Source organism: Pseudoteredinibacter isoporae, from assembly GCF_040372805.1.
GTDB lineage: Bacteria > Pseudomonadota > Gammaproteobacteria > Pseudomonadales > Cellvibrionaceae > Pseudoteredinibacter > Pseudoteredinibacter isoporae_A.
Genome location: NZ_BAABWJ010000001.1, coordinates 43,293 through 67,620, shown reverse-complemented (window position 1 = coordinate 67,620; position 24,328 = coordinate 43,293). Strand labels below are relative to the sequence as shown.

Below are 24,328 nucleotides of genomic sequence, written 5' to 3'. Positions count from 1 at the left end.
GGTTTAGACGAGTAATATGAAAGGTAGAACCCTCCATTTTCATATTGACCTTTAGCTCGTCTTGTAGGCGGCCAATCTGCGCCAGCGCACTTGGGCAATGATGACAAGTGCAGGAAGGTTCATGCCGATGCCATAGAAGACAGCGATCATGGCAAGAGAGGGGCGATCCATCAGGGTAGCGGCGACCATCATGGCAATGCCAGCATTCTGGATTCCGGTTTCGATACCTAATGTACGTTGCTGCTGGTCGTTCAATCCGCATACGCGACCGAGGAGCATGCCGCAGTTATAGGCTAAAACACAGAGGCAGAGCAATAGAAAACTGGCGGTTTCGGCGACGTCTATCAGGGCTGTTCGATTGGTCCAGGCCATTAATGCAATCAGTACCACCATAATGACAGCGGTGATACGCTGAAGTTGTTTTTGCAGAGGCAGAAACAACGAAGTGAAGCGGTACTGCAATAACATACCCAAAGCGATAGGAAACAGAGAGACCAAGCAGAGCTGGGTGATCGTGGGCAACACCGGAATATGGAATGGCTCAGCAGCCATACCCAAAAAGCTGTAGTGCCAGAGCAGCACAATAGGCAGGAGAAAAGGCACCACCAGAGAGCTGACCAGCGTTAGGGCGATTGACAGTGCAACGTCGCCGTCGGCCAAAAAACTGATCGCGTTCGAGGATGCTCCACCGGGTGCCAGGCTGATCAGCAATAAACCTGCGGCCAGCTCAGTGGGCAGTTGAAAGACAAGAATGATCAACCAGGCTAATAGCGGTAAAATGATGAGCTGCAGTGTAATGCCCAGAGCGAGTGCTTTTGGCTGTCGCAGCAAATTGAGGAAATTGACCCTTTGCAGGGACAAGCCCATGGTGAGCATCATGCTTGCCAGCATAATAGGCAAGACGATTTTATTTACGGTAAGCGCGTCCAAGTACAGGCTCCTGCCACGATTATTCGAATGACTTTATCCGACTTCTATGCAACTACAATGTTGGCTGGCTGCCATACGAGCCAAAACCTTGTTGATATCCATTGCTCCAATACTGCTTGGCCAAGTGCTGGTCTTGCAGGAGATCTGCCAAAGCGGTCAGCGTGGACAAGGCCTCTTTAGCCCCGGCCTGGCGGCTCTGATTCTTGCCTGTGCTGTGTGCCTGCAAATCGCCGTTAACCTGGCGAACGATTACTATGATTTTCTCTCCGGGGTCGATGGCGCCAATCGATTAGGCCCCAAGCGCTTCTCTAAACAAAGCCCATTATCCCCCGAAATAATCCACCGGGCATACCTGATATTCCTCAGTTTGGGCATTTTAACCGGTTTGCTTTTGCTGTGGCATAGTCATGTGTACCTATCTTGGCTGGGCTTGTTGTGTGTTGTGGCTGTCATGGCCTACAGCGCAGGGCCTGCGCCCTTGTCCCACAATGCCCTGGGTGAGGTAACCGTGTTGCTGGTTTTTGGTCCAGTTGCGGTTCTGGGAGGCTTTTATGCGCAATTGGCCTATTTGAACGTTGTGCTGATCTGGCCGGCATTGGCGATGGGGTTATTGGCTGCGGCCGTGATGTTGGTGAACAATACTCGAGATATCGCCAGTGACCAGATTGCTGGCAAACACACATTGGCTGGGGTGCTTGGCGAGCGCGGCAGTAAATTTCTGTACAGTGCCCTATTGTTGCTGGCACTTCAGGCGGCGGTGTTGAGCCTGCATCAGCCGGCGCGTTTCAGTTATATTTTGTTCCCGCTAACGGCCTTGCTCGCCTGGCTCATCCATCGGCGCGAGGGCTCCGGTTTGAACCGACAGCTTGGACAGACAGCTCTGCTGATGATGCTCTACAGCGTGACACTCAGCCTGGATTTGCTGCTGGATTGACGTCCGGGTCAAACGTTAATTGCACGAGGAATGTCTCCCAGAACAGAGCAGAAGCTTGTCAAACGGCCTCTGCCCTTGAATCAACCGCTGCAAAAAACCATAATGTGGCCTGTTTTGCGCCAGGTACCCCGCTGGAAGTCCCAGCACAGCGGCCCTTTTCATTTCTGATATGGCCCCCAGCTGCGGTGGAGCTTTGCCGCTGGTGAACCCTGCCTGCACGATAGCAACCATTAACGATAGTAATAGCACTATGGATTTATTCGATTTCGAACCCGGCCGTGAAGGCTACTATGGGGAGTACGGCGGTTGTTTTCTGCCCGAAATTTTGACCACTACGATTGAAGAGCTGAAAGCGGCTTTTCAGGATATCAAGCACGACCCGAGCTTCTGGCAAGAATTCGAGCAGTTGATGCAAAGCTATTCCGGCCGTCCGACGCCGGTCAGCCACCTGGCCAATCTGTCGGCCAAGCTCGGTGGTGCCCAGATTTATGTGAAACGAGAAGATCTCAACCATACGGGTTCCCATAAAATCAACAATGTCATGGGGCAGGGCCTGTTGTGTAAGCGCCTTGGGAAACGTCGAGTCATCGCCGAAACCGGTGCAGGTCAACACGGCTTTGCGACAGCCACTATGGCAGCGCGTTTTGGTTTTGACTGCAAGATTTATATGGGGGCCGTTGATGTTGCCCGCCAGCGTCCAAATGTGTTCTGGATGGAAAATCTCGGTGCTGATGTGGTGGCGGTGCAGGATGGCCAGCAAACCCTGAAAGACGCCATTAACGAATGCCTGCGAGATTGGGTAACCAATATGCACGATACCCACTACGTGTTGGGTACGGCGGCTGGGCCACACCCTTTCCCTGAAATGGTGAGCTATTTCCAGTCGATTATTGGTCGCGAAGCGCGCGGACAGATTCAAACAATCGCCGGCAAACTGCCTGACCGGGTTTTTGCTTGTGTCGGCGGAGGGTCCAATGCAATGGGCTTGTTCCAGGGTTTTCTGGATGATTCATCGGTTGAGTTGGTTGCCTGTGAAGCGGGAGGTCTGGGGCCGGGTGAAGGCAATCACGCCTCACGATTGGCATACAAAGATGCCAGTGTGGGTGTTGCACAGGGCTTTAAAACATACTTCCTGCAAAACAAAGACGGCAATATGCTGCATACCAAATCGGTCGCTGCTGGTCTGGATTACATCGGTGTCAATCCAGCGCTGGTGCATTTGTGGGAACAGGCGCGCGTACGCTTCGAGGCTGTGACCGATGCTGAAGTCACCGAAGCTCTGAAGTTGTGTATGAGAACCGAAGGTTTGATTCCCGCTTTGGAGAGCTCCCATGCCTTTGCTCGCGCGATCGAAGAAGCGCCCAAAATGAGTAAGGATGAAGTGATCCTGATTAACCAGTCTGGTCGTGGTGATAAAGATATTTTCACCGTCGCGGATGCACTGGATGACGATCACTGGAAATCATTTATTAAAACAAAGGCCGAGCACTATGGCGCTTAATGAATACATTGCTAGCCGCAAGCAACACAAAGACTTGCTGCTGATGACTCATGTGGTATGTGGCTACCCGTCGTTTGAAGCCAATCTGAAAGAACTCGAGATCATGGCGGAAGCAGGGGTGGATTTTGTAGAGCTGCAATTCCCATTCTCAGAACCGTCGGCCGATGGTCCTTTGTTTGTGAAAGCGAATCAAATTGCTGTAGAAAGCGGTGTGACCGTAGATCAGTGCTTTGAGTTTATGGCCAAAGTCAGTCAGCGTTTTGATTTTAAAGTGCTGATGATGGGTTACTACAATACCGTATTTAAAATGGGCCACGAAGCGTTTGTCGATGCCTTGAAAGCGGCTGGAGGTTGCGGTTTTATTGTTCCAGATTTGCCATTGGAAGAGGCCCGGACCCTGCATGACTATGCTAAGAGTCAAGACATTGCCCCGATTGTTTTGATGACCCCCACCAACACTGAGCAGCGCTTGCAAACCATTGCTCAAGCGGCGGATGGCTTTGTCTATGTTGTGGCTCGTCGTGGTGTCACCGGCAGCAAAACGGATATGGATACCGAGGTCGGTGAGTTTCTGGATAAGTGCCGAGAAATGTCTCCGGTCCCGATTGGCGTGGGCTTTGGTGTGGCAGCGAAAGAAGATTTGGAATTTCTGGCCAAACACGCCGACATGGGAATCATTGGCACTGCGGCGCTGAAAGCCTGGGAACAGGGTGAAGAAAAGGCCCTGCGAGCCTTCTTTGCCAGTTTAGGGTTGTTGTAATTTCTTGATCTAACTCGCCTGTAATGGCTTGCCATTGCGGGCGCTTTTCCTGCAACAGTGTTTAAATTGCTGTTGCGAATGAAGTTGTAATCTGCCTATTCGCCTTTGGCATTTTGTCTATGCACCCGAGTATTTTCCGATCCCTTGGTTTTGATGTTTTCCCTAAGTTGGTGATGTTCGATTTGGACGGAACCTTAGTGGACAGTGCCTATGATATTGCGGCGGCTATCGATGATATGCTGGCTGAAAATGATCTGCCGTTGGCTGGTGAGGTACGCGTTCGCCAATGGGTGGGTAATGGCGCTGAACGACTGGTGCGTCGGGCGTTAGTTTGGGTAAATGATTCTCGGGCCAGTGACTGGCCAGTTGATCAGTACGAGCAGGCCGCTGATGAATTGTCGGACGAGGAGGTTGAGCGATACCTGCAACAATTCCTGCGAGCTTACCAAGAAACGCCCGTGAATAAGACGGTTCTGTATCCCGGAGTGGAAGCGTGTTTGGCATCTCTGCTTGAGAATAATGTTCAGATGGCGGTCATTACCAATAAACCCATCGCATTAACGTTGCCGATTTTGGAAGGCTTGGGTATTGCTGAATTTTTCAGCTTAGTACTTGGGGGTGACAGTTTGCCTGAGAAAAAACCGAGCCCTCTGCCCTTGCAGCACGCCCTGGAATACTACGCTGTGTCTTCTCAGGATGCGGTCATGGTGGGGGACTCTAAAGCGGATGTTTTTTCGGCTCAATCGGCAGCTGTAAAAATGGTTGCAGTCAATTATGGCTACAGCAATGGTGTCCCGATCGAAAATTGGCAACCCGATTGTGTTGTTTCCAATCTTTCGCATCCCATTCTCGATTGAAGTTTTCTGTGCTTAAATTTTCTTCCTTTTAGTTCGTGTTTTTGTCCGTTACCCGAAATTTCATTTAAAACTTCCCTACGACACATAAAACCTACGCAGTGGTTACAAGTAAGGTTTTTTGTGCGTTTTTCTGCCGTTCGGTCATTTTGCACGACGCAAGTTGAATTTTTTTGATATACCTAAAATAGTCGTGGAGATGAAACCAGGGACGCCGAACTGATTCTCATGACAATGACATTTTCCGGAGTAAAGTGCAGTAAGTCCGGCATATTATCCATTTAAGAACGAACACAGTACGAGCAAGGACGGATGCTATGTCTTACGTAGTTTATATTCTCGAATGCGCTGATGGCAGTTTTTATACCAGCCATACCGATGATTTAGAGACAAGATTGAATGAAATCAATGAGGCGGTTGATACGCGTTGTTATACGTACAAACGACTGCCTGTGAAGCTGGTATTTCAAGATCAGTTCGACACCCAGGAGGAGGCCAAGCGCTCCGAGCGGCGCATTAAAGCCTGGGATCGAAATAAAAAACGTGCATTGATCGAGGGGGAGTGGGACAAAATTACAAAGTTGGCAAGACCCAACTCCTCCATGCACTGAGCCGAGTGCCTTTGTATCGCCTTTGTTTGATCTCCTCCTCATGGTCTCTCAATCCATTCAGGGCGAGCGCAAAGGCGGGCTTGTTGGCAGCGACTCAGATCAAGGCGTTGCCAAGTCTAGCCAATATGCTCAAAAGCCAGTAAACTGCCCGCCAGCATAACGTAATGCAACTCCCAGCATTCAAGGAGCCCGGGCTGTGAATAAGCCTTCGCAATTCAACTACCACGCCCTCAGCTGGCGATGGCGCCCCTAAGCGAATCTTCAGCAAAGTTCGCAAGCATCTTTGCACTTCTCGAAAACCATTTACACATTAATTATTTAGCCGCAATGCAATTGGCGGTGGATCGCCGTAAAAACGGACTTGGCTCCAGGCCTGTGTCCGTTGGCGTTGGGATATATAGCAAGGCAATATCATGAGTTCTATCGATTTAGATGCGTTGGCCCAATCGGGCTATAACCGTGTACCTGTACAGCGTGAAGTGTTGGCTGACCTGGACACGCCGCTGTCCAGCTACTTGAAATTGGCCCAAGGCCCTTACAGTTATCTGTTCGAGTCTGTCCAGGGCGGAGAGAAGTGGGGACGTTATTCGATTCTGGGATTACCAGCCCAAACGGTGTTGACGGTGCGAGGCGACAACATCGAGATTCGCCAGCAAGGAGAACTCATCGAGAGTCATACCATGGCCGATCCATTGAGTTTTGTTGAAGATTTTAAGGCCCGTTACCGCAGCCCAGAAATCCCAGGCTTACCTATGTTTACTGGCGGCTTGGTAGGTTATTTTGCGTATGATTGCGTGCGTTATGTTGAGCCTAAATTAAAACCACTGGTTAACGATGACACCATTGGTACGCCGGATATCTTATTGATGGTTTCAGAAGATATTTTGGTTTTCGATAATCTTTCCGGCAAGATTATTTTAATCAATCATGCAGAAATTTCTGGTGATCAGGCGCGGGACGAGACCGCTGTCCGAGACGCTGAAGAACGTCTGGATGCTCTGGAAAAAAGACTGCGAGGAGCGACACCTGAAACCGCGCCCATGTCTTTGGAAGCGAAAGGTGACACGGAAACGCAGTTTCGCTCAAGCTTTGGTGAAGCCAATTTTCAGCAGGCCGTGGATAAGATCAAGGATTATGTATTAAGCGGAGACACCATGCAGGTCGTGGTATCCCAACGTCTGTCTCTACCCTTTGAGTCTGAACCCCTGAATCTGTATCGGGCGTTGCGAAGCTTGAATCCATCTCCGTACATGTATTTCCTGGATCTTGGCGATCATCATGTTGTGGGCTCCAGTCCGGAAATTCTCGCTCGTTTGGAAAATAATGAAGTGACGGTTCGTCCCATTGCCGGTACTCGACGCCGAGGTAAAACGCCGGAAGAAGATATCGAGCTGGAACAGGATTTGGTGAACGACCCCAAAGAAATCGCCGAGCACTTGATGTTGATTGATCTGGGTCGGAATGATGCGGGCAGAGTGTCAGAGATTGGCAGTGTGAAGCTGACCGATAAAATGGTGGTGGAACGCTATTCCCATGTGATGCACATTACGTCGAACGTCACCGGGCAACTGCGTGAAGGTTTGAACGCAATGGACGTGCTGCGTGCGGCACTACCGGCGGGTACCTTGTCTGGAGCACCCAAGATTCGTGCGATGGAAATTATCGATGAACTGGAGTCTGAAAAGCGTGGGATTTACGGTGGGGCTGTGGGGTATTTGTCTTGGAATGGCAACATGGATACGGCCATCGCTATTCGCACCGCAGTGATTAAAGATCACACCTTGTATGTTCAAGCCGGTGCCGGTGTCGTGGCGGATTCCAAGCCAGAACTGGAGTGGAAAGAAACCATGAACAAAGCGAGAGCTATTTTCCGTGCCGCTGAAATGGTGGTCTGAACTGATTGTAAGTTACTGGGCTCGTGCGCAGTGCGGGCCTCAAAATGACCAGTCCTTTCGGCGGATTCGCCATTGGGCTTTCCCGCCTTAAATGTTAGATTTAGACCATTCAAGCTGGCGTTCAGGCCAGCACCCCCGGACAACAACATTGCAATAATGCGCGAAGTCCGCTCCGTCGATTTTTATAAAAGGCTTGTTTCATGTCTGAAGCATTGAATATCGTCATCATGGCCGGTGGCTCGGGAACTCGTATGTGGCCTATGTCGCGTACGGCCTACCCCAAGCAATTCCTGAATCTGAACAGTGAATGCAGCATGCTGCAGGAAACCATTCAGCGCTTGGTAGGCCTGCCGGAAAGCCAGACCACGATCATCAGCAACGAAGAGCATCGTTTTCTGGTGGCCGAGCATTTACGCCAGTTGGGTAAAAAAGCCGACATTCTACTGGAACCGGTTGGACGTAACACCGCGCCTGCTATTGCATTGGCTGCCTTTAGGGCACAGCAACGAGGTGAGGGCAGGCAGCTGTTATTGGTGTTGGCGGCGGATCATGCTATTGAAAACGATGTGGAGTTTCGGCGCGTAGTTGAACAGGCATTGCCGATCGCCCGCGATGGGAAGTTGGTGACGTTCGGCATTGTGCCAGACAGTCCAGCGACGGGTTATGGTTATATTCGACAGGGGGAAAGCGAAGCCGCTGCCTTTAAGGTTGATGCGTTTGTCGAGAAACCGGATTTAGCCACTGCGGAGCAATATCTGGCGAGTGGTGAGTATCTTTGGAACAGCGGTATGTTCCTATTTCGAGCCGATCGATATCTGGAAGAATTAAAAGAATACCGGCCCGATATTTATCATGCCTGTGAATCGGCGTCTCGGGATCTGAGTGCGGATTTGGATTTTTTGCGCATCAATAAAACCGCTTTTGAGGCCTGTCCGGATGACTCGATTGATTATGCGGTTATGGAGAAAACGGATCAAGCTGTGGTTTTTCCGCTAGATGCTGGTTGGAGTGATGTAGGAAGCTGGTCTGCGCTTTGGGACATCAAGGACAAAAATGCTCAAGGCAATGTTCATCAGGGTGATGTGATTGATAAAGACAGTCACAATAACTTTGTCATTGCCCAGGAAAAATTGGTGGCCACGATTGGCGTGGATAATCTGGTGATAGTGGATACCAAGGACGCCGTGTTGGTGGCAGATCGCAACCGCGTGCAAGAAGTTAAAGATATTGTTGGAGATCTTAAACGTCTTGGCCGTCGCGAGCATGTCCAGCACCGGGAAGTGTATCGCCCCTGGGGGAAATACGATTCGGTAGATGCTGGCGAACGTTATCAGGTCAAGCGTATCACGGTGAATCCCGGTGCCAAGCTGAGTTTACAGAAACATCACCACCGAGCGGAGCATTGGATTGTTGTCAGCGGCACAGCAAAAGTGACCAATGGTGAAAAAACGCTGCTGGTCAGTGAAAATGAATCAACCTACATTCCTATCGGTGTGGTTCATTGTTTGGAGAATCCTGGCAAGATCCCTCTGGAACTGATTGAAGTGCAATCCGGTTCTTATTTGGGGGAAGATGACATTGTACGCTTGCAGGATGACTACGGACGGGGGTAATGTAGGACTCAGGGCTCTGAGCTGAATAGATGCAACAGCGCATTTACGGTGAACCATGGAGCCCGTTCCGTACTGACACTACGCGCCGGTATGGCAAGGAAACAGTATGCCAATCGCAAAACGAGTACATTGGAAGGGTTATGTCCTTCGTCTGCTGAGCGATGGCGTTTTTTATGTGAGTTTAGTCGGATGCTTAGGCGCTGTTCTGGTGAGCACCGTGCAAGCCGCTGAATATGGAATCGTAACTCGCGATAGGGTGACGGTGTATCAGGGGCCGGGTGAACACTTCGCCGTCGTGACACGCTTAAAACAAGGAAAAATGGTCAGTCGGCGGCAGGTTCGAGATAACTGGACTGAGATTCGTTTCACCTCGACTGAACCTAACCGCAGCTCTGAACAGCAACGCGCCTGGATTCGTTCTGAATTCATTGCTGTCGACCCGGTTTCCCGACGACTTGGGGGCCGAGCTGAAAAAACAAGCCAAACCCAATCTTCGTCGGTTTCCACCGCACATACCGCTCGGCACTTCCCGTCCAATCAGCCTGTCAGTATAAACTTGGAAGATGAGCAGCTAAATTGTCAAAAAGCGGAAGGCGCGCGTATTCGTCTTTGTAATTTCAGTTTGCGATTTGGTTTGCGAAGCCAGGCAGATATCACTCGTGCCAAGGTTCGTTGTGAATCTGAATTTCGAGTCGAGGTCTTTAATGGTGAAGCGATTGAGTATCATTGGCATCAAGAGCAAGTCTATCGGATCGAGCAGGGCAGTGGTGTATTCAGCATGGCCACTGCACTGAAAGCCAAAAAAGAATTTGAGATCGAAAATGTCAGCGTACAGTCTCGTCATTGCTCAATAACGGCATTTGGTCGATCGACAAATAATTAACGCGCTCATAGGTTTCATTTCCCAATCAAAAGTTGCAAGTTCTGAATGTTGATTCATCGATGGGTTTTTTCAAAACATCGCATCACTTCAAAGCTGAATTACCCGGTTAGAGCCAGATAAATCGGTTATTAAAAAATTGGACAGAAATAGCTAGTTATTATAAAAATTTTATTGTCCAGCGCTCCTGTCGTGTTTTGTCGTTTATTTCCTTGATAAGAGTGAAAGCGTGATTTGATTCACACTAATTGTGTTGCCTGTATCAAGTTAATTACTTAGACTTCACCCATCTCTCGCTTATAAAAAAGCCGTAAGAGGTAATTTAAAGCCCACAAAATATATAGTGGCTGGCAAAAGCCAATTCAGGGCAATTGAATTATTTTTCAAAAGGTTCATAGCCGAACCAGGGAGATGTCTAAAAAGGAATTTGGAAAAAGCCAAGGGAAATAGGGTGTTCTCTGAGCTTGAATAATAATTCGGACACGATACGTGGACATCATTTTCAGGTGAGAGGGTTGGCGTTCAAGCAGCTGCCAGCTTGTAGTTTCGCTTCGGCGAATGGCTGGTTTAGCGCTGCTTTTTCAAGTTACGTTTCGGTTGTTCTTTTGGCGGATATTCCTGTCTGAATTGATTTATCGCGATAATCAGTCGTTGATTCAAGATGTTGATTTCCTGTTGTGGTTGCAACCGTTTATTGCGGTGATGAAGATACGCTTGGCTGCTCAATATCTTCTCGAAGCTATGCTCGGTTTTATCGCAATAGCGTTGCCACTCATCACGGTAGAGCCGTATTCCTAGTAGAAACCCTTGAGCCCAATAGCTTCCGTCAGGCCGCTTTAAAAATGCGAGTGGCAGAAATAAGTTATCCTTTCTGAGCCGCGTGTCGACATTTTTCCAGTGTTGAATCATGGTGCTAAAACACTGCAGAATATCACTGCTGTGGAAGAAAATTCCGCCAACCGGTAAATCGCCTCCACCCCATAGGCATTCCAGCCAATCCGAGATGTCGTAGTCGACTGGGCTTAAGTTCAAGGCGGTAAAGTATCCGTCTGCCTGCTCAATGTTCAATGCGCCGGGAATATCTTGAAAGCGTGCAAGCTCTTGTCGAATCAACTCTTGTTCGGCTTGGCTGGGTAGATGGATTTTTTTGATGGGCATAGCAAGTATTTGCTGTGGTGCTCTACATTAAGTGTAGTGCTCCGTACGTAACTTGCCACGCTGGTTGTGATCTTGGGGTTGATGGATTTGCTTGTTCAGCGACCAACACCGTAGTAAGTAAAGCCGAGTTCTTTGATTAATTTTTTGTCAAAGACATTGCGGCCATCAATGAGGAGTGCGGTGTTCATGGTGTCGAGCATGACTTGGTAATCGGGAGAGAAATATTGTGCCCATTCTGTCAGCAATAGCAAACCATCGCTGTGCTCAAGTGCTTGCATTTCACTGTCGCAAAATGCCAATTGTTCGCGGTGGTGGTGTGTGCTAAAAAAGGCTTCGATATTTGCCATGGCCATGGGGTCGTGCACTTTCACTTTGCAACCTTGATTCAATAGGGCATCAATCACTTTTAAGCTAGGCGCATTACTGATACTGGCGGTGCCGGGTTTGAATGCCAGTCCCCAAATGCTGATTGTTTTGGCTTGCAAGTCGCAATCGTAATGGCGCCAAAGTTTGCGGAAGGGAAGTTCTTTTTGTTTTTCGTTCTCTTCCAGCACTGTACTCAGTAAACTGGAATTTCGAGCTTCACTTAGGGTGCCAGCCAAGCCTTCAATATATTGTGGGAAATGTTCACCACCAAAGCCGCAACCTGGGTTTAAATAGTGTTGCCCAATACGTTCATCACTGCCCATTGCCTGGCGAATGATATCAATGTCGACATCAATTTCATCAGCGAGGTTGGCCAAATCATTGATGTACGCGAGGCGCAGGGCCAGCATACCGGTGATGGCAAATTTGGTGTATTCCGCCTCTCGTGCACTCATCAATAACCATTGATTGATGTTTCGACTAAAAGGACGATATAAGGCCCGAATGTGCATCAGTGCCCATTCCTGCTGACAGCCAATGATCAAATGATCAGGGTTTTTAAAATGCGCCAGCGCGCTACCGGCAGGCAGCTGATCCGGGATATAGGCTATGATCTGTTGTTCGCCACGGAAGCAAGCTTGCAGCTTATCGCTGGCGCCAATGCCGAAATTACTGGCGTTCATCACAATCAATTGTCGTTTGCTGTCCGCAGCGACCAACTGACAAAGTGATGTGGCGTATTCTAATTGCTTGGGGAGGAAAGCCAGGAAATGCAGCATGGCCGACTGAGCTGTTTCTGTATCGGTAAATCGCAAGCGGCCGGCGTCCAACTGTTGCTGCAGTTGTTCGACTAAACTGGGTTCTTCTTTAACATTGGCTGGTGCGTCGTGGAGTTTTGCCTGTTTATTGGGGCTGTTGTTCGAACGGTTTTCACCGCTGTTGTGGTCACCGGAAAACAGTGGCACAAATAAGACCTCATTGCCCATTTCGGCAAAGCAAGCGGCCGCGGTCCAGGCGATTAATTCATTACCCCAAATTGCGATTTTCATAAGTGCGAATACTGTTCTTGTCTGTTGTTATTGATTGATGGCCTGAATTAATCCGGCGGTAGAGGCATCCAGATTGTTGGTTTCTTGCCCATCCAATTGGCCGAGTAGTTTGGTTGCCACCTGCTTGCCCAACTCAACGCCCCATTGATCGAAAGGGTTGATTCCCCAAATCACGGATTGCACAAAGACTTTGTGTTCGTACATGGCAATCAACTGTCCAAATGTAAATGGCGTCAGTTCGTTGAGCATAATAGTGGTGCAAGGTTGGTTGCCTTGATAACGTTTGTGTGCCGGTGCGCTGTGAGCATCGTCCAGGACGCTGTCGCCCAAGGCCAGAATACGGCTCTGGGCAAAGCAGTTGGCCAGATTGAGTTGGTGTTGATGACGTAATTCCTGGCTGGCATCCGGGCCGTATCGCTTGGCGGCGACAATGAAATCGCACATAACGGCTTCGGTGCCCTGGTGCAACAACTGGTAAAATGCGTGCTGGGCATTGGTGCCGATTTCACCCCATAAAATTGGGCAGGTGTTGTAGTCAACGGTTTCACCCTGGCGGTTCACACTTTTGCCATTGCTCTCCATTTCCAACTGTTCAAGATAAGCAGGTAAATTTTTCAAGCGACCGTCATAGGGCAGTATGGCGTGAGCGCCAATGTTCAGAAAATTTATGTTCCAGATACCGGTTAATGCCAGCAGTGCCGGGATGTTTTCTTTTAAAGGCGCCAGTCGAAAGTGTTCGTCCATACTGTGCGCTCCGGCCAGCATGGTTTTAAAAGCGCTCATGCCGAGCTTCAGAGCAATCAACAAGCCAATGGCCGACCACATCGAGTAGCGCCCGCCGGTCCATTCCCAGAACTCCAATTGATTTTGTTTTGGAATTCCCCAGGCCTGCATTTTTTCCGGCTTTGAGGAAACCGCAATAAAATGCCTGGCAATCAGAGCAGTTTCGCTGCAGTTGGCGTTCTGGTTCAGCCACTCTTTGGCGGTAGCGGCGTTGGCCATAGTGTCGATGGTGGTGAACGATTTCGAGGCAATGACAAACAACGTGCGCATGGGATTGAGCACTTTCAATAAATCAGCGAGCTGACTGCCATCCATTGAACTGACAAAGTGCACATCAATAGCAGCTTGTTGTGCGAGCTTGCCATTGTCGTCGCGAGCGGGAGTTTCAGCCAGCGCATTGCAGGCCATTAAGGGACCGAGATCTGAACCTCCGACGCCGATATTCACCACTGTATCGATGGCTTCGCCGCTGCACCCACGCCATTGTCCGGTATGGATTAAATGAACAAGTTCGTCCATGCGCTGCAAATTTTGCTGAACATCGATACTGATGTTTTCACCATTCAGCCAGCACTCTTTTCCTTCGGGCAGGCGCAGGGCTGTATGCAAGGCCGGGCGCTGTTCTGTGTGGTTAACTTCCGCACCTGCAAAAAGCTGATGGATCCAGTTTGGCAGTTCACATTGTTCGGCAAGTGCAATTAAATTTTCCAGCGTGTTGGCTTGATAATGCTGTTTGGAAAAATCCACCAGCAATTCACCATGACGAAAGCTGAGTTGCTCAAAGCGTTTAGGGTTCTCACTAAACAGCTGGTGAATAGGTTGCTGGCGCTGTTGATCGGCCAAGTCTTGCAGGGCCTGCCACTGGGAACTCTCGCTGATGTTATTCATATTGTTCTTGTATTCATTTCAATAAACTTTGCGTTGGCAGGCACAGTGGCAAAAGAGCGACGGTGCGCCTCAGCGGATATCGACAATCGGTTTTAGGCCAAGCTTTTTAATAGAGCACGCAAACTGTCTTTAGTTTCCGGATGCGCCAGGCCATACACCAAATTGGCTTCCAGATAACCGGCTTTATTGCCGCAGTCGTAGCTTTTGCTTCGCATTGTGTAGGCCATCAATTGCCCACCTTCTTCGATCAGGCTGGCCATGGCGTCGGTCAATTGAATTTCACCGCCGGCACCCGCCTCGGTTTTGACCAGTAATTCCATGACCCGAGCCGGCAGAATATAGCGGCCGTTAATGCTTAAGTTCGAGGGGGCGTCGGCAGGTTTGGGTTTTTCCACCATATTGACAATATTGGCGCAGTTGCCGGGTTCCGGACTTTGGCCTGCGCAATCGACAATGCCGTATCGTTCGACTTTATCTTCAGCTACGGCTTCCACCATGATTTGGCCACAACCATGCTGACGATAGGCTGCGACCATTTGCGTCAGATCCGCGCCTTGTCCGGGCAGGTCGGGAATCAACATATCGGGCAAGATAACGGCGAAATCTTCATCGCCTACGAGCGGCGCGGCGCACAGTACCGCATGACCGAGGCCGAGTGCTTTGGCTTGACGCACGCTGCTGATATTGACGCCTTCCGGTAAGGTGCTTTGAACGCTCTCAAGCAGATCCTGTTTGTGCTTACGCGACAGCTCGTTCTCCAACTCGTAATGCACATCAAAATGATCTTCGATGGCGCTCTTTGCACTGCGAGTCACCAAGATAATTTCCGTAAACCCAGCGGCGGCGGCCTCTTCAACCACATGCTGGATGACGGGCTTGTCGACCACGGGCAACATTTCTTTGGGGATAGCCTTACTGGCTGGCAATACCCGGGTGCCGAGGCCTGCAACCGGAATGATCGCTTTACGCAAACGGTGTGGATGTTGGGAAGAGGATGAAGAATTACTGCTGGTCATGAATTAAAACCCCTGAATATCCATATTGTTATCTCAATTGAGAGTGACGCGAATAACAGCAGCCTTGCCTTTTCGCCTATGAACGATATTTGGCTTCTTCCCTGTACCTGTTGGTTTTGCATACAGGTTCAGGCGCGTAGGGTGCGCTTATAAGTATGCGAGTGTTTGCTAATTCTGCAAGCACCTTATATTAGGGTAGTAGTCTATCATGTCCGTTTTATGTCGCCCACGAATGACGTTTGGCTTCTCCGCCGATAATGGGTTATCCAGGCTTTTGATTCGGCCGTTGGTCCAATCGCCGGGCATTCGGGTTGGGGATGGAACAGACAAGTGACGAGGCCAGTCGCGGAGTATAAATGGAAACGCTTTAAGAGAGAGTGGCCTTTGGCGCTTTATTCTTTATTAGGGGCCATCTCGTAATCATGGCCCCGAGAAGGGTTCTCGTACGGGTTCAGCGATGAGCAACGACCTTGATGGGTTTGGGGCGTGGTGTTTTGACCAGCACATAGTCATGACGCTTTTTGTTGTACCGATAATAATGGCCATTGACCACGTGATAGCGTTGGTGATTGATCACCACGATGTTGGCTTTACCCGGCAGGACCTTCAAATGAGCGCCATGAGGCGTCGCCACAACCGTGTAATGGTGGTTGGTGTATCGGTAAAACAGGCCTCCAGCCACGACATAGTGCCCGCCCTTCCAAACGAACTTGGTGTGAACCTTGGGCAGTTGATGGTGGCCATTGTGTTTATGCACTGTGGTGGTTTTTACTTTGTGGGCGATGGACTGCTGGCTTTGGGCCAGGCCGCCCAAGAGGATGAGTACCGCGAGGGTGATTTTAATCCGGGGTGACGGCATCATGATGGCGATCTCCTGTGTGGGTTCTCATTGCCCACCTTAGGTGACAACTGTGCAGTGAATATGCAGAAATTGTGGAATAGAACGGTGCACCAGAGCACCTTGCCGAGAGGGCCCCTTCCTCAATGTTTCGAGCGCTACCCCTTTATTCCTAAGGCGTTTCAGGGGAAAATACCGCCCCTGATAAAAACCTTTATAAATCGCTATACCATAGGATATCGCAGCCACCATGATTCTAATGATCGATAACTACGATTCGTTTACCTATAACATTGTCCAGTATCTGGGCGAGTTGCAGGCCGACGTGAAAGTGCTGCGCAATGATGAGATCGATGTTGCTGGCATTGAGGCCTTGGCGCCAGAGAAAATTGTTATCTCTCCCGGCCCCTGTACGCCTAATGAGGCCGGGGTTTCTATGGCGGTCATCGAGCATTTTCAGGGCAAGTTGCCGATTCTGGGTATCTGCCTGGGCCATCAGAGCATCGGACAAGTCTTTGGTGGTGATGTGGTGCGTGCAAAGCAGGTGATGCACGGTAAAACTTCTCCGATCTACCATAACAACAGCGGTGTCTTTTCTGGGCTGGCCAATCCTTTTGAAGCAACCCGTTATCACTCCCTGGTGGTGGATAAAGACAGCCTTCCCGATTGTCTGGAAATTACAGCCTGGACCCAACATGATGACGGCAGCATCGATGAGATCATGGGCTTACGGCATAAAACCTTGGATATCGAAGGGGTGCAGTTCCACCCTGAGTCGATTCTCAGTGACCACGGCCATGATCTCCTGAATAATTTTTTACAATAAGCCTGATCTCGGCAAACGATGTGAACCAGCAAGAGCAATAAACCCATGAATATTCAAGAAGCGTTAGGCATTGTTATCCAGCGCCAGGATTTGACGACTGAGCAAATGGCATCGGTGATGCGTCAAATCATGACCGGCCAAGCGACCGAAGCCCAGATTGGAGGCTTCCTTGTGGCATTGCGCATGAAGAGTGAAAGCCTCGATGAAATAACCGGTGCAGTGCAGGTGATGCGTGAGCTGGCCAGTGAAGTGACGGTGAATGCAGACAATCTGGTCGATATCGTGGGTACGGGGGGGGATGGCGCTAACCTGTTTAATATTTCTTCGGCGGCGAGTTTCGTGGTCGCCGCCTCCGGTGCTCATGTCGCGAAGCATGGCAACCGCAGCATCTCCAGTTCCTCCGGCAGTGCGGATGTGATTGAGACGGCGGGGATTCGTTTGGATATTACACCTGAACAAGTGGCTCGCTGTACCGAAGAAGTGGGTGTTGGCTTTATGTTTGCGCCAGCGCATCACAGTGCCATGAAGTATTCGATCATTCCTCGCAAACAGCTGGCTCAACGCACGATTTTTAATATTCTCGGCCCCATGACCAACCCGGCGGGTGTTAAGCGTTTGGTTGTCGGTGTGTTCAATGGTGATCTATGTCGCCCCATGGCTGAAGTGTTACGACGCCTCGGCGCTGAGCATGTCATGGTGGTGAATGCCAAAGATGGTTTGGATGAAATTTCTTTAGCGACAGCCACCCATGTGGCAGAACTGAAAAACGGCGACATCAGCGAATATGAAATCAAGCCGGAAGATTTTGATATTGATAGCCAGAGCTTGATCGGCTTGAGCGTCGACAGTGCCGATGAGTCCTTGGCCCTGATTCGCGATGCCTTAGGCAAGCGCCAGGGGCAATACGCACAAAAAGCAGCGGATATTATCGCACTGAATGCCGGTGCCGCGATTTACGTCAGTGGCATCGCGGATACCTTAGCTGAAGGTGTTGCGCGAGCACAGGACACGATTGCCAGTGGTTTGGGCAAAGAGAAAATTGCCGAACTGGCAGAATTTACCCGTTGCCTTGACTGAAGCGGCAACTGAAAGAGTATGTAATTGTGAGCAGTTTTAAAAAGACAAATACCGTATTGGATAAGATCCTGGCCCGAAAGCTGGAAGAAATCGCTGAGCGTAGCCCTAAAGTGAGTTTGGCTGATTTGCGTGGCCTGTCGGAAGAGCAGGGGCCTGCGCGGGGTTTTGTTCAATCTATTGAGAATAAAATCGAATCGGGCCAAGCGGCTGTGATTGCCGAGATTAAAAAAGCATCGCCCAGCAAGGGTGTCATTCGTGAAGACTTTTTTCCGGCGGATATCGCCCGCAGCTATGAAAAAGGGGCTGCTGCTTGCCTGTCTGTGTTGACAGATGCTGATTTCTTTCAGGGCCATGAGGATTACCTGAAAGAAGCGCGAAGCGCTTCCAAGTTGCCGGTCATTCGTAAAGACTTTCTTATTCACGAATATCAAATTCAGGAAGCTCGTGCGATTGGTGCCGATTGTGTTCTGCTTATCGTTGCCGCATTGGATGCGCACCAATTGCAAGATCTCAATGCCCAGGCTTTGGAGTTGGGTATGGATGTGCTGGTTGAAGTGCACAATCGTGAAGAACTGGAATTGGCGATGGATCTGCCCAATAAGCTGATCGGAATTAACAATCGTAATTTGCATACGTTTGATGTGTCTTTGGAAAATACTTTCGCTTTGCTGGATGTGATTCCTGAGGATCGCATTGTGATTACTGAGAGTGGGATTGCCACGATTGATGATGTGGCGGCATTGCGCGGTCATAACGTTAATGGTTTCCTGGTGGGTGAGACGTTCATGCGAGCTGAGGACCCAGGTCTAAAATTAATGGAAATGTTTCACTGAGTTGATGATGTTGAGCGTCATCAGGGATTAAAGACATTTGATCCCATTTGTGAATCTTATGGTTCTGGTAAGGGCTGTGTCGTGAGGCATGGCCCTTTTTCGTTTTGAAACAGATGAACTATTTGTCATCTTTCTGGAAGAAGCCCTTCATGCCCCTTTGGCAGAATAAGCGATGTCAGAGTAAGACTCTGGCTTCGATTATTACTATGGAGGTGAGTATGAGATTTCAATCAGGGTTTGTTTCCAGCCGTCTTTCAATGTTGTCTCTGGTGGTCATTGCTACTGTGTTTGTAAGCCAGTGGGCGTATGCTGATGAGGATAAAATCGGCGTGGCAGAGGCCATAAAAAGCGCCGAAAATTTGAGTGGAGGTACCGTCATATCGGCGTTCTATAAAGACAAAAAAGATGGCCCAGGTATCTATCGCTTGATGGTTTTGCAAGATGGCCTTCCTCATTTTATTGAACTGGCTGCTGACACGGGAAAGCGGTTGGGTTCTGGCTCGGAATCCAAAGGACCGCGCAAGCCCGATATGAACAAGGCTCTGAGTGCCGCAGCGAAGCAGGTTGAGGGTGAAGTGGAAGGCATCGAATTTGATCCGGAAAGCGGTGACTATTGGGTGGAGATGAAACTGGAAAGGGGGTTCGGCGCAATCGTACTCGATGGTGATAGCTTCAAAATCAAGTCCATGGAGCGTGGTATGTTTCATGACAGCAAACTTCACAGCGTCTTTGCTGATGAGGATATTAATATCGAATTTTTCGATGACAAGGCGGCTTGGATGATGCTGGGTGATATGGATGTTAAAGGCTTTATGGACATGCCCGAGATTCCCGAAGATGTTCGACAGCACATCCATAAGGAATTTGAAGTCATTTGTGAGAAGAAAGTCCTGGACTAGTTTTTTGGTCTGCAGGCAGGTATAAAATACGAAAGTGGTTCACCGCAAACACGCAGCACAAAAGGTTGAGGTCATTGAAAATTCTATTGGTTGAAGACAATCAGGAGCAGGCTCTGTTTATTTGCAAGGGAATGCAGGAATCGGGGCATTGCGTTGATTGGGCGAAAGATGGCCGTGAAGGTTTTCAACTTGCGACGCAGGCACAGAGTGACTACCAATTGATTATTTGTGATCGATTGATGCCGGAAATGGATGGCCTCGATATGCTCAAAGCCTTGAGGGCGATCAATCTGACAACGCCGGTGTTGATTCTCAGTGCACTCGACAGTGTGGATGAGCGTGTTAAGGGCTTGCGCTCTGGAGGCGACGATTATCTGGTTAAGCCCTTTGCGTTCAGTGAATTACTGGCTCGAGCGGAAATATTGGCCACCCGCTTTGCGCCGGCCAGTACGCAAGTCGACAATACCTTAACTCTGGCGGATCTCGAACTGGATCGTATGAGCCGAAAGGCTAACCGTGGTGGAAACTACATTGAGCTCAATACCCGTGAGTTCCACATTCTGGAGTATTTCCTGCAAAACTCTGGGCGGGTAATTACCCGCACCATGTTGCTTGAGCAGGTGTGGGGGCATAACTTTGATCCCCAGACCAATGTGATTGATGTGCACATCAGCCGTTTGAGGAAGAAAATCGATCTCCCAGGTTGCGTGCCTCTCTTGCACACCGTTCGGGGTGCGGGATACAAGATGGAGGTGCTTGAATGAAGCGCCTCCGCTGGTTTCGAACCGTGTGGCGAGATCCGTTCAGTGGTTTGCTGTGGATATACGGCGCTGTTGCGATGGTGTTTCTGGTGTTGGCCTTTCTACTGGCTGATTGGTTAGGGGCCTGGTACATAGAAGACTCCGCTCAGCTGGCCCTTGAAACCAAAATGGAACGTTTGGAAATACAGATCCAGAAACAGCTTGAGGCCTTGCCGGATATGAAGGAGACTCATAAAGAATTGGAAAAGTTGCTGCGGAAGGAATTTGAGTCCGATAAAGCCTATGAATTCTTTTTGTCAAAAGAAGGTGAGTTGATCAGCAGCATGGGAATTGGGGTCGGGATCGTTCCTCCCGACGTTCCCTTATTGATTGGTGAGGCAGAAGGGCTTGAGGCGTTTACGTTTTTGCATGATGGCAAAGAAGTCACCTTATCCACATTAACAGCTCCGCTGGATGACTTTGGGGCCGAGCTGACGGTTGCGCTGGACCCGAGTATTTTGAGCCCAAATCATAATTGGCCGGCCATTTTTTTTACCATTATGGCCATTGTACTGACCGCGGGACTGGCTCTCAGTTGGTGGTTGCAGCAGCGTATTAAGGCGCGCCTGCTTGATATTAATCGTACAACCGCAGCCATTGTGGCGAGTGGGGATCTGAGCCAACGGGTGATTGATAGTGAACTGAGCGGTCCATTGGCGGTAACCGTTGATAATATCAATCACATGCTTGGCGATGTTGAAACGGCCATGCTGTCGACGCGTCAGCAGGCGAATAACATTGCCCATGATTTACGTACGCCTCTTACTGCGGCTTACAATCAATTGCAAGCAGCGGCACAGCAGCACCCTGAATTGGAGCACAGCGAGAAGCTGCTGGCCAATCTGCAGAATACTTTTGGTTTGCTATTACAAATCAATCGCCTGGAAAACCGCAGCGAGCTTTCCAATCTGTCGGAAATGGATCCGTTCCCTTGTTGTGTCGATGCTATTGAACTCTATGAACCGGTTTTTCAAGCCAATCGGCAATCTTTGAAATGGCGTGTGAATGAGCCAATGGAAGCCCGCCCGGAAGGTTTGGCTTGGGTGAAGGCGGATCGGGCCTTGCTGATGCAGTCGCTGTGTAATCTGTTGGACAATGCCAGCAAGTACAGCCCTGAGGGGGCCACAATCCATTTGGGCATAACAAAATCTAATGGTCATTTGTGTATTGAGTGCAGTAATCCATGGGAGCAGGGTTCGTCATCTGCCGATCCAGATTATTTGCAAGAGCATGTCTTTGAACGTTTCTTTCGAGCTGATCAGAGTCGGAAAGAGGATGGGAATGGTTTGGGCTTGAGTTTTGTTAAGGCGGCGGTGAACGCCATGGATGGTGAGGTGAAACTTACCGTGAAAGACGGTTTCTTTATGGTTTCGGTTTGCTTATCAATCGTTCCCAGTCCGAGCTCGAGAGATGCTTGATGTTACATTTTGGGGGCAATAAAAAAGGGTTAGCGCAGCACAGCGTTAACCCTTTTGGAATGACTGCTGTATCGATCAGCGGGTGTTAAACACCACCATGGTTTTACCTTTAACGGAAACCAGGCCTTGATCTTCCAGTGTTTTCAGAACTCGACCGACCATCTCTCGGGAGCAGCCGACAATGCGGCCAATTTCCTGGCGAGTAATTTTAATTTGCATACCGTCGGGGTGAGTCATTGCATCGGGCTCCTGGCTTAAATCCAGCAGGGTGCGAGCAACACGACCGGTCACATCCAGGAAGGCCAGATCGCCAACCTTGCGTGTGGTATTGCGTAAACGCTTGGCCATTTGGCGGCCCAGGGCGTAAATAAATTCAGGATGACTTTCAGAAATTTCGCGGAATTTTGAGTAGCTGATTTCCGCAACTTCACATTCGGTTTTGGCGCGTACCCATGCACTGCGAGCGTCATTGTCCTCGAACAGACCCATCTCACCGATGAAGTCGCCTTCGTTCAAGTAGGCCACGATCATTTCACGGCCTTCATCGTCCTCGATGACAACTGTGGCTGAGCCCCGAATAATGTAATACAAGGAGTCACTGTTATCACCAGCGTAGATCAGGGTGCTTTTGGCGGGATACCTGCGTCTATGGCAATAACTTAAAAACTCTTCCACATGTTCGATATGTGGTGTTAATGGAACGTTGTTCAATGTTGACTCCTGGTGTCGCCTCTGCGTCTGACCCGTTATCGCATCCTTTGCCGTTTTTGCTGAACCTTCAGCGCTTGTCCCATCAAGCGATAATACTACAGGCTTCGCAGGCGCGTTTTGACCGGGTCTTTATAGTTCTAAAATAAAGGGTTTTTGTTTTTTTTATTCCACAGCTCTAATGCGAGTCTGTGGCGAAATTAGACAGCGATTATGGCGCTAATACTCCCCTTAATCTACACTTTAAATCGTTTACTTGGCAATTATCCGATGAATTGTGACTTGCTCCTAAAAGGAATTGTGATAGCCACCACGGCGATTGTGTTTACCGGTTGTAGATTAATCTGTGATAGACATCGCCAAACGCCTAAAAGTTTCCTGGGAATACAGGATTTGCGGAATATTTGGCCGACAGGCTTTGATATTTCAGCATAAGGATATAGAGACATAGCCTAAGGGAATGCCTCATTCAGATTTGGCGCATGTGTTAATCTATCGCTTTTGGTTGGCTGAGGAAAAACATGAAAGCGCAAGTGAAGTGGGGCGGAAACGTTCATTTTGTGGCAACCACCGGAACCGGGCACACCATCGCGATGGATGGCCCTGAAGAAAAAGGTGGGGAAAATCTGGGCGCACGCCCAATGGAGCTCATGCTGGTCGCGGTCGGCGGTTGCTCTAGTTATGACGTCATTGGCATTCTGCAAAAATCCCGACAAGACGTTGAATCTTGTGAAGTCTTTGTTGAAGGCGAGCGTGCGGATGCGGTGCCGGCGGTCTATACCAAGATGCACCTAAAATTTGTCGTGAGTGGACGTAAATTGAAAGAGAGCCAGGTTAAAAAGGCCGTGTCACTGTCGGCAGAGAAATACTGCTCGGCGTCTATTATGCTGCAAGAGGCTGGTGTCGAAATGACACACTCCTATGAAATCGTCGAACTGGATTGATCGGCGAACCCTTTCCCCCTACAGAAAACCCGCTATGGTGTCCTCAGATACGGTAGCTGGTTTTTGTCATTGCTTTGGACATTAAGCTCATTGCCTGTTTGATGGGGCCGGGAAAGCGAATGCCTCCTGCTTCCAGTGCCGCGTGAGAGTGCTTGGCCTCGTCTTCCAGCATTTGCTCAACAATTGCCCGACTTTTTTGGTCTTGCGCCGGCAGTGTTTGAAGATGTTCTTCCAGGTGCTCGCATACCTGATCTTCGATGGCAGAGACAAACCCCAGGCTGACCCGATCGCTGACTAAGCCTGCGGTGGCCCCCATGCCAAAGGACAGACCATACCACATAGGGTTCAAGAGGCTGGTGTGACTACCGAGTTGGCGAGTGCGATCTTCGCACCAAGCCAAGTGGTCAATCTCTTCGTCAGCCGCATGTTCCATTTCTTTGCGCACTTCAGGCAATTTGGCGGTCAGGGCCTGGCCTTGGTACAGAGCTTGTGCCATGACTTCGCCGGTGTGATTGACCCGCATCAGGCCCGCGGCATGTTGGCGCTCTGTTTCACTCATTTCTGCCTCATCCAATTGCTGGGCGGGCGAGGGACGGCTGTGGGCCTGTGTATCCGGGCTCAGCGTTCGCAGGGCTCGGTCTGCTTGTCCGATCAGCTGATCCAGAAGGCTGTGACGACGTAAACTTGCCATGGGGCTTTCTCATTTTCGGGTTTTCAAAACATTATTCTACTGTATCCTGATGCCAA

Annotated in this window: 23 protein-coding genes; 15 read left to right on the top strand and 8 right to left on the bottom strand. The window is 49.7% G+C overall.

Annotated elements, in window-relative coordinates; genetic code table 11:
• Positions 1 to 51: 51 nt before the first annotated feature.
• On the bottom strand, positions 52 to 930 hold the full coding sequence (locus tag ABWW03_RS00315; protein WP_353405687.1) for a bile acid:sodium symporter family protein: 879 nt from the start codon (positions 928 to 930) through the stop codon (positions 52 to 54).
• Positions 931 to 976: 46 nt separating this feature from the next.
• Here ABWW03_RS00315 and menA point away from each other — a divergent pair, with 46 nt between their 5' ends.
• From menA to ABWW03_RS00275, 8 genes are all read left to right on the top strand, one after another.
• Positions 977 to 1,864 carry a 1,4-dihydroxy-2-naphthoate octaprenyltransferase gene (gene menA / locus ABWW03_RS00310; RefSeq protein ID WP_353405686.1) on the top strand — a complete coding sequence of 296 codons (888 nt, stop codon included), beginning with the start codon at positions 977 to 979 and terminating at the stop codon, positions 1,862 to 1,864.
• A 250-nt stretch (positions 1,865 to 2,114) separates the two neighbouring features.
• Complete coding sequence (gene trpB / locus ABWW03_RS00305) at positions 2,115 to 3,365, top strand: tryptophan synthase subunit beta (protein WP_353405685.1); 1,251 nt, start codon at positions 2,115 to 2,117, stop codon at positions 3,363 to 3,365.
• Positions 3,355 to 4,125 (top strand): tryptophan synthase subunit alpha, encoded by a 771-nt coding sequence (gene trpA / locus ABWW03_RS00300; protein ID WP_353405684.1) that lies wholly within the window; start codon positions 3,355 to 3,357, stop codon positions 4,123 to 4,125. The genes trpB and trpA overlap by 11 nt, the downstream gene beginning before the upstream one ends.
• 119 nt (positions 4,126 to 4,244) lie before the next feature.
• Positions 4,245 to 4,982 carry a phosphoglycolate phosphatase gene (locus ABWW03_RS00295; protein WP_353405683.1) on the top strand — a complete coding sequence of 246 codons (738 nt, stop codon included), beginning with the start codon at positions 4,245 to 4,247 and terminating at the stop codon, positions 4,980 to 4,982.
• Positions 4,983 to 5,296: 314 nt separating this feature from the next.
• Positions 5,297 to 5,590: a GIY-YIG nuclease family protein gene (locus tag ABWW03_RS00290; protein ID WP_353405682.1), complete on the top strand. Its 294-nt coding sequence runs from the start codon at positions 5,297 to 5,299 to the stop codon at positions 5,588 to 5,590.
• 413 nt (positions 5,591 to 6,003) lie between these two features.
• On the top strand, positions 6,004 to 7,485 hold the full coding sequence (trpE, locus tag ABWW03_RS00285) for an anthranilate synthase component I (protein ID WP_353405681.1): 1,482 nt from the start codon (positions 6,004 to 6,006) through the stop codon (positions 7,483 to 7,485).
• 200 nt (positions 7,486 to 7,685) lie between these two features.
• On the top strand, positions 7,686 to 9,098 hold the full coding sequence (locus ABWW03_RS00280; RefSeq protein ID WP_353405680.1) for a mannose-1-phosphate guanylyltransferase/mannose-6-phosphate isomerase: 1,413 nt from the start codon (positions 7,686 to 7,688) through the stop codon (positions 9,096 to 9,098).
• Between the two features lie 106 nt (positions 9,099 to 9,204).
• Positions 9,205 to 9,981, top strand: coding sequence for a hypothetical protein (locus ABWW03_RS00275; RefSeq protein ID WP_353405679.1), 777 nt, complete (start codon positions 9,205 to 9,207; stop codon positions 9,979 to 9,981).
• 564 nt (positions 9,982 to 10,545) lie between these two features.
• Here ABWW03_RS00275 and ABWW03_RS00270 read toward each other — a convergent pair.
• The 5 genes from ABWW03_RS00270 to ABWW03_RS00250 form a co-directional block, all read right to left on the bottom strand.
• Positions 10,546 to 11,136 carry a UPF0149 family protein gene (locus tag ABWW03_RS00270; RefSeq protein WP_353405678.1) on the bottom strand — a complete coding sequence of 197 codons (591 nt, stop codon included), beginning with the start codon at positions 11,134 to 11,136 and terminating at the stop codon, positions 10,546 to 10,548.
• 95 nt (positions 11,137 to 11,231) lie between these two features.
• A complete protein-coding gene (locus ABWW03_RS00265; protein WP_353405677.1) occupies positions 11,232 to 12,551 on the bottom strand; it encodes a nucleotide sugar dehydrogenase in 1,320 nt (439 codons plus the stop codon).
• A 27-nt stretch (positions 12,552 to 12,578) separates the two neighbouring features.
• Positions 12,579 to 14,222, bottom strand: coding sequence for a glucose-6-phosphate isomerase (gene pgi, locus ABWW03_RS00260; RefSeq protein ID WP_353405676.1), 1,644 nt, complete (start codon positions 14,220 to 14,222; stop codon positions 12,579 to 12,581).
• A 92-nt stretch (positions 14,223 to 14,314) separates the two neighbouring features.
• A complete protein-coding gene (gene galU, locus ABWW03_RS00255) occupies positions 14,315 to 15,238 on the bottom strand; it encodes a UTP--glucose-1-phosphate uridylyltransferase GalU (RefSeq protein ID WP_353405675.1) in 924 nt (307 codons plus the stop codon).
• 451 nt (positions 15,239 to 15,689) lie between these two features.
• Positions 15,690 to 16,100, bottom strand: a complete 411-nt coding sequence (locus ABWW03_RS00250; RefSeq protein WP_353405674.1) for a DUF6515 family protein — start codon at positions 16,098 to 16,100, stop codon at positions 15,690 to 15,692.
• A gap of 226 nt (positions 16,101 to 16,326) precedes the next feature.
• On the opposite strand from ABWW03_RS00250, the gene ABWW03_RS00245 reads away from it, so the two are divergent.
• The 6 genes from ABWW03_RS00245 to ABWW03_RS00220 all read left to right on the top strand — a co-directional run bounded on the left by ABWW03_RS00245 (position 16,327) and on the right by ABWW03_RS00220 (position 21,929).
• Positions 16,327 to 16,902 (top strand): anthranilate synthase component II, encoded by a 576-nt coding sequence (locus ABWW03_RS00245; RefSeq protein ID WP_353405673.1) that lies wholly within the window; start codon positions 16,327 to 16,329, stop codon positions 16,900 to 16,902.
• Between the two features lie 45 nt (positions 16,903 to 16,947).
• Positions 16,948 to 17,979, top strand: a complete 1,032-nt coding sequence (gene trpD / locus ABWW03_RS00240; RefSeq protein WP_353405672.1) for an anthranilate phosphoribosyltransferase — start codon at positions 16,948 to 16,950, stop codon at positions 17,977 to 17,979.
• A 23-nt stretch (positions 17,980 to 18,002) separates the two neighbouring features.
• Positions 18,003 to 18,812, top strand: a complete 810-nt coding sequence (gene trpC, locus ABWW03_RS00235; RefSeq protein WP_435372742.1) for an indole-3-glycerol phosphate synthase TrpC — start codon at positions 18,003 to 18,005, stop codon at positions 18,810 to 18,812.
• Between the two features lie 218 nt (positions 18,813 to 19,030).
• Positions 19,031 to 19,711 (top strand): hypothetical protein, encoded by a 681-nt coding sequence (locus ABWW03_RS00230; RefSeq protein ID WP_353405670.1) that lies wholly within the window; start codon positions 19,031 to 19,033, stop codon positions 19,709 to 19,711.
• 74 nt (positions 19,712 to 19,785) lie between these two features.
• Positions 19,786 to 20,475 (top strand): response regulator transcription factor, encoded by a 690-nt coding sequence (locus ABWW03_RS00225; RefSeq protein WP_353405669.1) that lies wholly within the window; start codon positions 19,786 to 19,788, stop codon positions 20,473 to 20,475.
• Positions 20,472 to 21,929, top strand: a complete 1,458-nt coding sequence (locus ABWW03_RS00220; RefSeq protein WP_353405668.1) for a sensor histidine kinase — start codon at positions 20,472 to 20,474, stop codon at positions 21,927 to 21,929. The genes ABWW03_RS00225 and ABWW03_RS00220 overlap by 4 nt, the downstream gene beginning before the upstream one ends.
• A gap of 75 nt (positions 21,930 to 22,004) precedes the next feature.
• Here ABWW03_RS00220 and crp read toward each other — a convergent pair whose 3' ends face one another.
• A complete protein-coding gene (gene crp, locus ABWW03_RS00215; RefSeq protein ID WP_353405667.1) occupies positions 22,005 to 22,640 on the bottom strand; it encodes a cAMP-activated global transcriptional regulator CRP in 636 nt (211 codons plus the stop codon).
• A 518-nt stretch (positions 22,641 to 23,158) separates the two neighbouring features.
• On the opposite strand from crp, the gene ABWW03_RS00210 reads away from it, so the two are divergent.
• The gene (locus ABWW03_RS00210) at positions 23,159 to 23,581 is read left to right on the top strand and encodes an OsmC family protein (protein ID WP_353405666.1); all 423 of its coding nucleotides are present in this window, start codon (positions 23,159 to 23,161) and stop codon (positions 23,579 to 23,581) included.
• A 43-nt stretch (positions 23,582 to 23,624) separates the two neighbouring features.
• On the opposite strand, the gene coq7 is transcribed toward ABWW03_RS00210, so the two are convergent.
• Complete coding sequence (gene coq7 / locus ABWW03_RS00205; RefSeq protein WP_353405665.1) at positions 23,625 to 24,272, bottom strand: 2-polyprenyl-3-methyl-6-methoxy-1,4-benzoquinone monooxygenase; 648 nt, start codon at positions 24,270 to 24,272, stop codon at positions 23,625 to 23,627.
• Positions 24,273 to 24,328 lie beyond the last annotated feature (56 nt).

Coding starts and splice junctions, on each gene's coding strand:
- ABWW03_RS00250 (WP_353405674.1), bottom strand. CDS start 16,100: ATGATGCCGTCACCCCGGATTAAAATCACCCTCGCGGTACTCATCCTC.
- coq7 (WP_353405665.1), bottom strand. CDS start 24,272: ATGGCAAGTTTACGTCGTCACAGCCTTCTGGATCAGCTGATCGGACAA.
- galU (WP_353405675.1), bottom strand. CDS start 15,238: ATGACCAGCAGTAATTCTTCATCCTCTTCCCAACATCCACACCGTTTG.
- ABWW03_RS00290 (WP_353405682.1), top strand. CDS start 5,297: ATGTCTTACGTAGTTTATATTCTCGAATGCGCTGATGGCAGTTTTTAT.
- ABWW03_RS00275 (WP_353405679.1), top strand. CDS start 9,205: ATGCCAATCGCAAAACGAGTACATTGGAAGGGTTATGTCCTTCGTCTG.
- ABWW03_RS00270 (WP_353405678.1), bottom strand. CDS start 11,136: ATGCCCATCAAAAAAATCCATCTACCCAGCCAAGCCGAACAAGAGTTG.
- ABWW03_RS00230 (WP_353405670.1), top strand. CDS start 19,031: ATGAGATTTCAATCAGGGTTTGTTTCCAGCCGTCTTTCAATGTTGTCT.
- ABWW03_RS00210 (WP_353405666.1), top strand. CDS start 23,159: ATGAAAGCGCAAGTGAAGTGGGGCGGAAACGTTCATTTTGTGGCAACC.
- ABWW03_RS00295 (WP_353405683.1), top strand. CDS start 4,245: ATGCACCCGAGTATTTTCCGATCCCTTGGTTTTGATGTTTTCCCTAAG.
- trpD (WP_353405672.1), top strand. CDS start 16,948: ATGAATATTCAAGAAGCGTTAGGCATTGTTATCCAGCGCCAGGATTTG.
- trpA (WP_353405684.1), top strand. CDS start 3,355: ATGGCGCTTAATGAATACATTGCTAGCCGCAAGCAACACAAAGACTTG.
- ABWW03_RS00280 (WP_353405680.1), top strand. CDS start 7,686: ATGTCTGAAGCATTGAATATCGTCATCATGGCCGGTGGCTCGGGAACT.
- menA (WP_353405686.1), top strand. CDS start 977: ATGCAACTACAATGTTGGCTGGCTGCCATACGAGCCAAAACCTTGTTG.
- trpB (WP_353405685.1), top strand. CDS start 2,115: ATGGATTTATTCGATTTCGAACCCGGCCGTGAAGGCTACTATGGGGAG.
- trpE (WP_353405681.1), top strand. CDS start 6,004: ATGAGTTCTATCGATTTAGATGCGTTGGCCCAATCGGGCTATAACCGT.
- ABWW03_RS00220 (WP_353405668.1), top strand. CDS start 20,472: ATGAAGCGCCTCCGCTGGTTTCGAACCGTGTGGCGAGATCCGTTCAGT.
- ABWW03_RS00245 (WP_353405673.1), top strand. CDS start 16,327: ATGATTCTAATGATCGATAACTACGATTCGTTTACCTATAACATTGTC.
- pgi (WP_353405676.1), bottom strand. CDS start 14,222: ATGAATAACATCAGCGAGAGTTCCCAGTGGCAGGCCCTGCAAGACTTG.
- ABWW03_RS00265 (WP_353405677.1), bottom strand. CDS start 12,551: ATGAAAATCGCAATTTGGGGTAATGAATTAATCGCCTGGACCGCGGCC.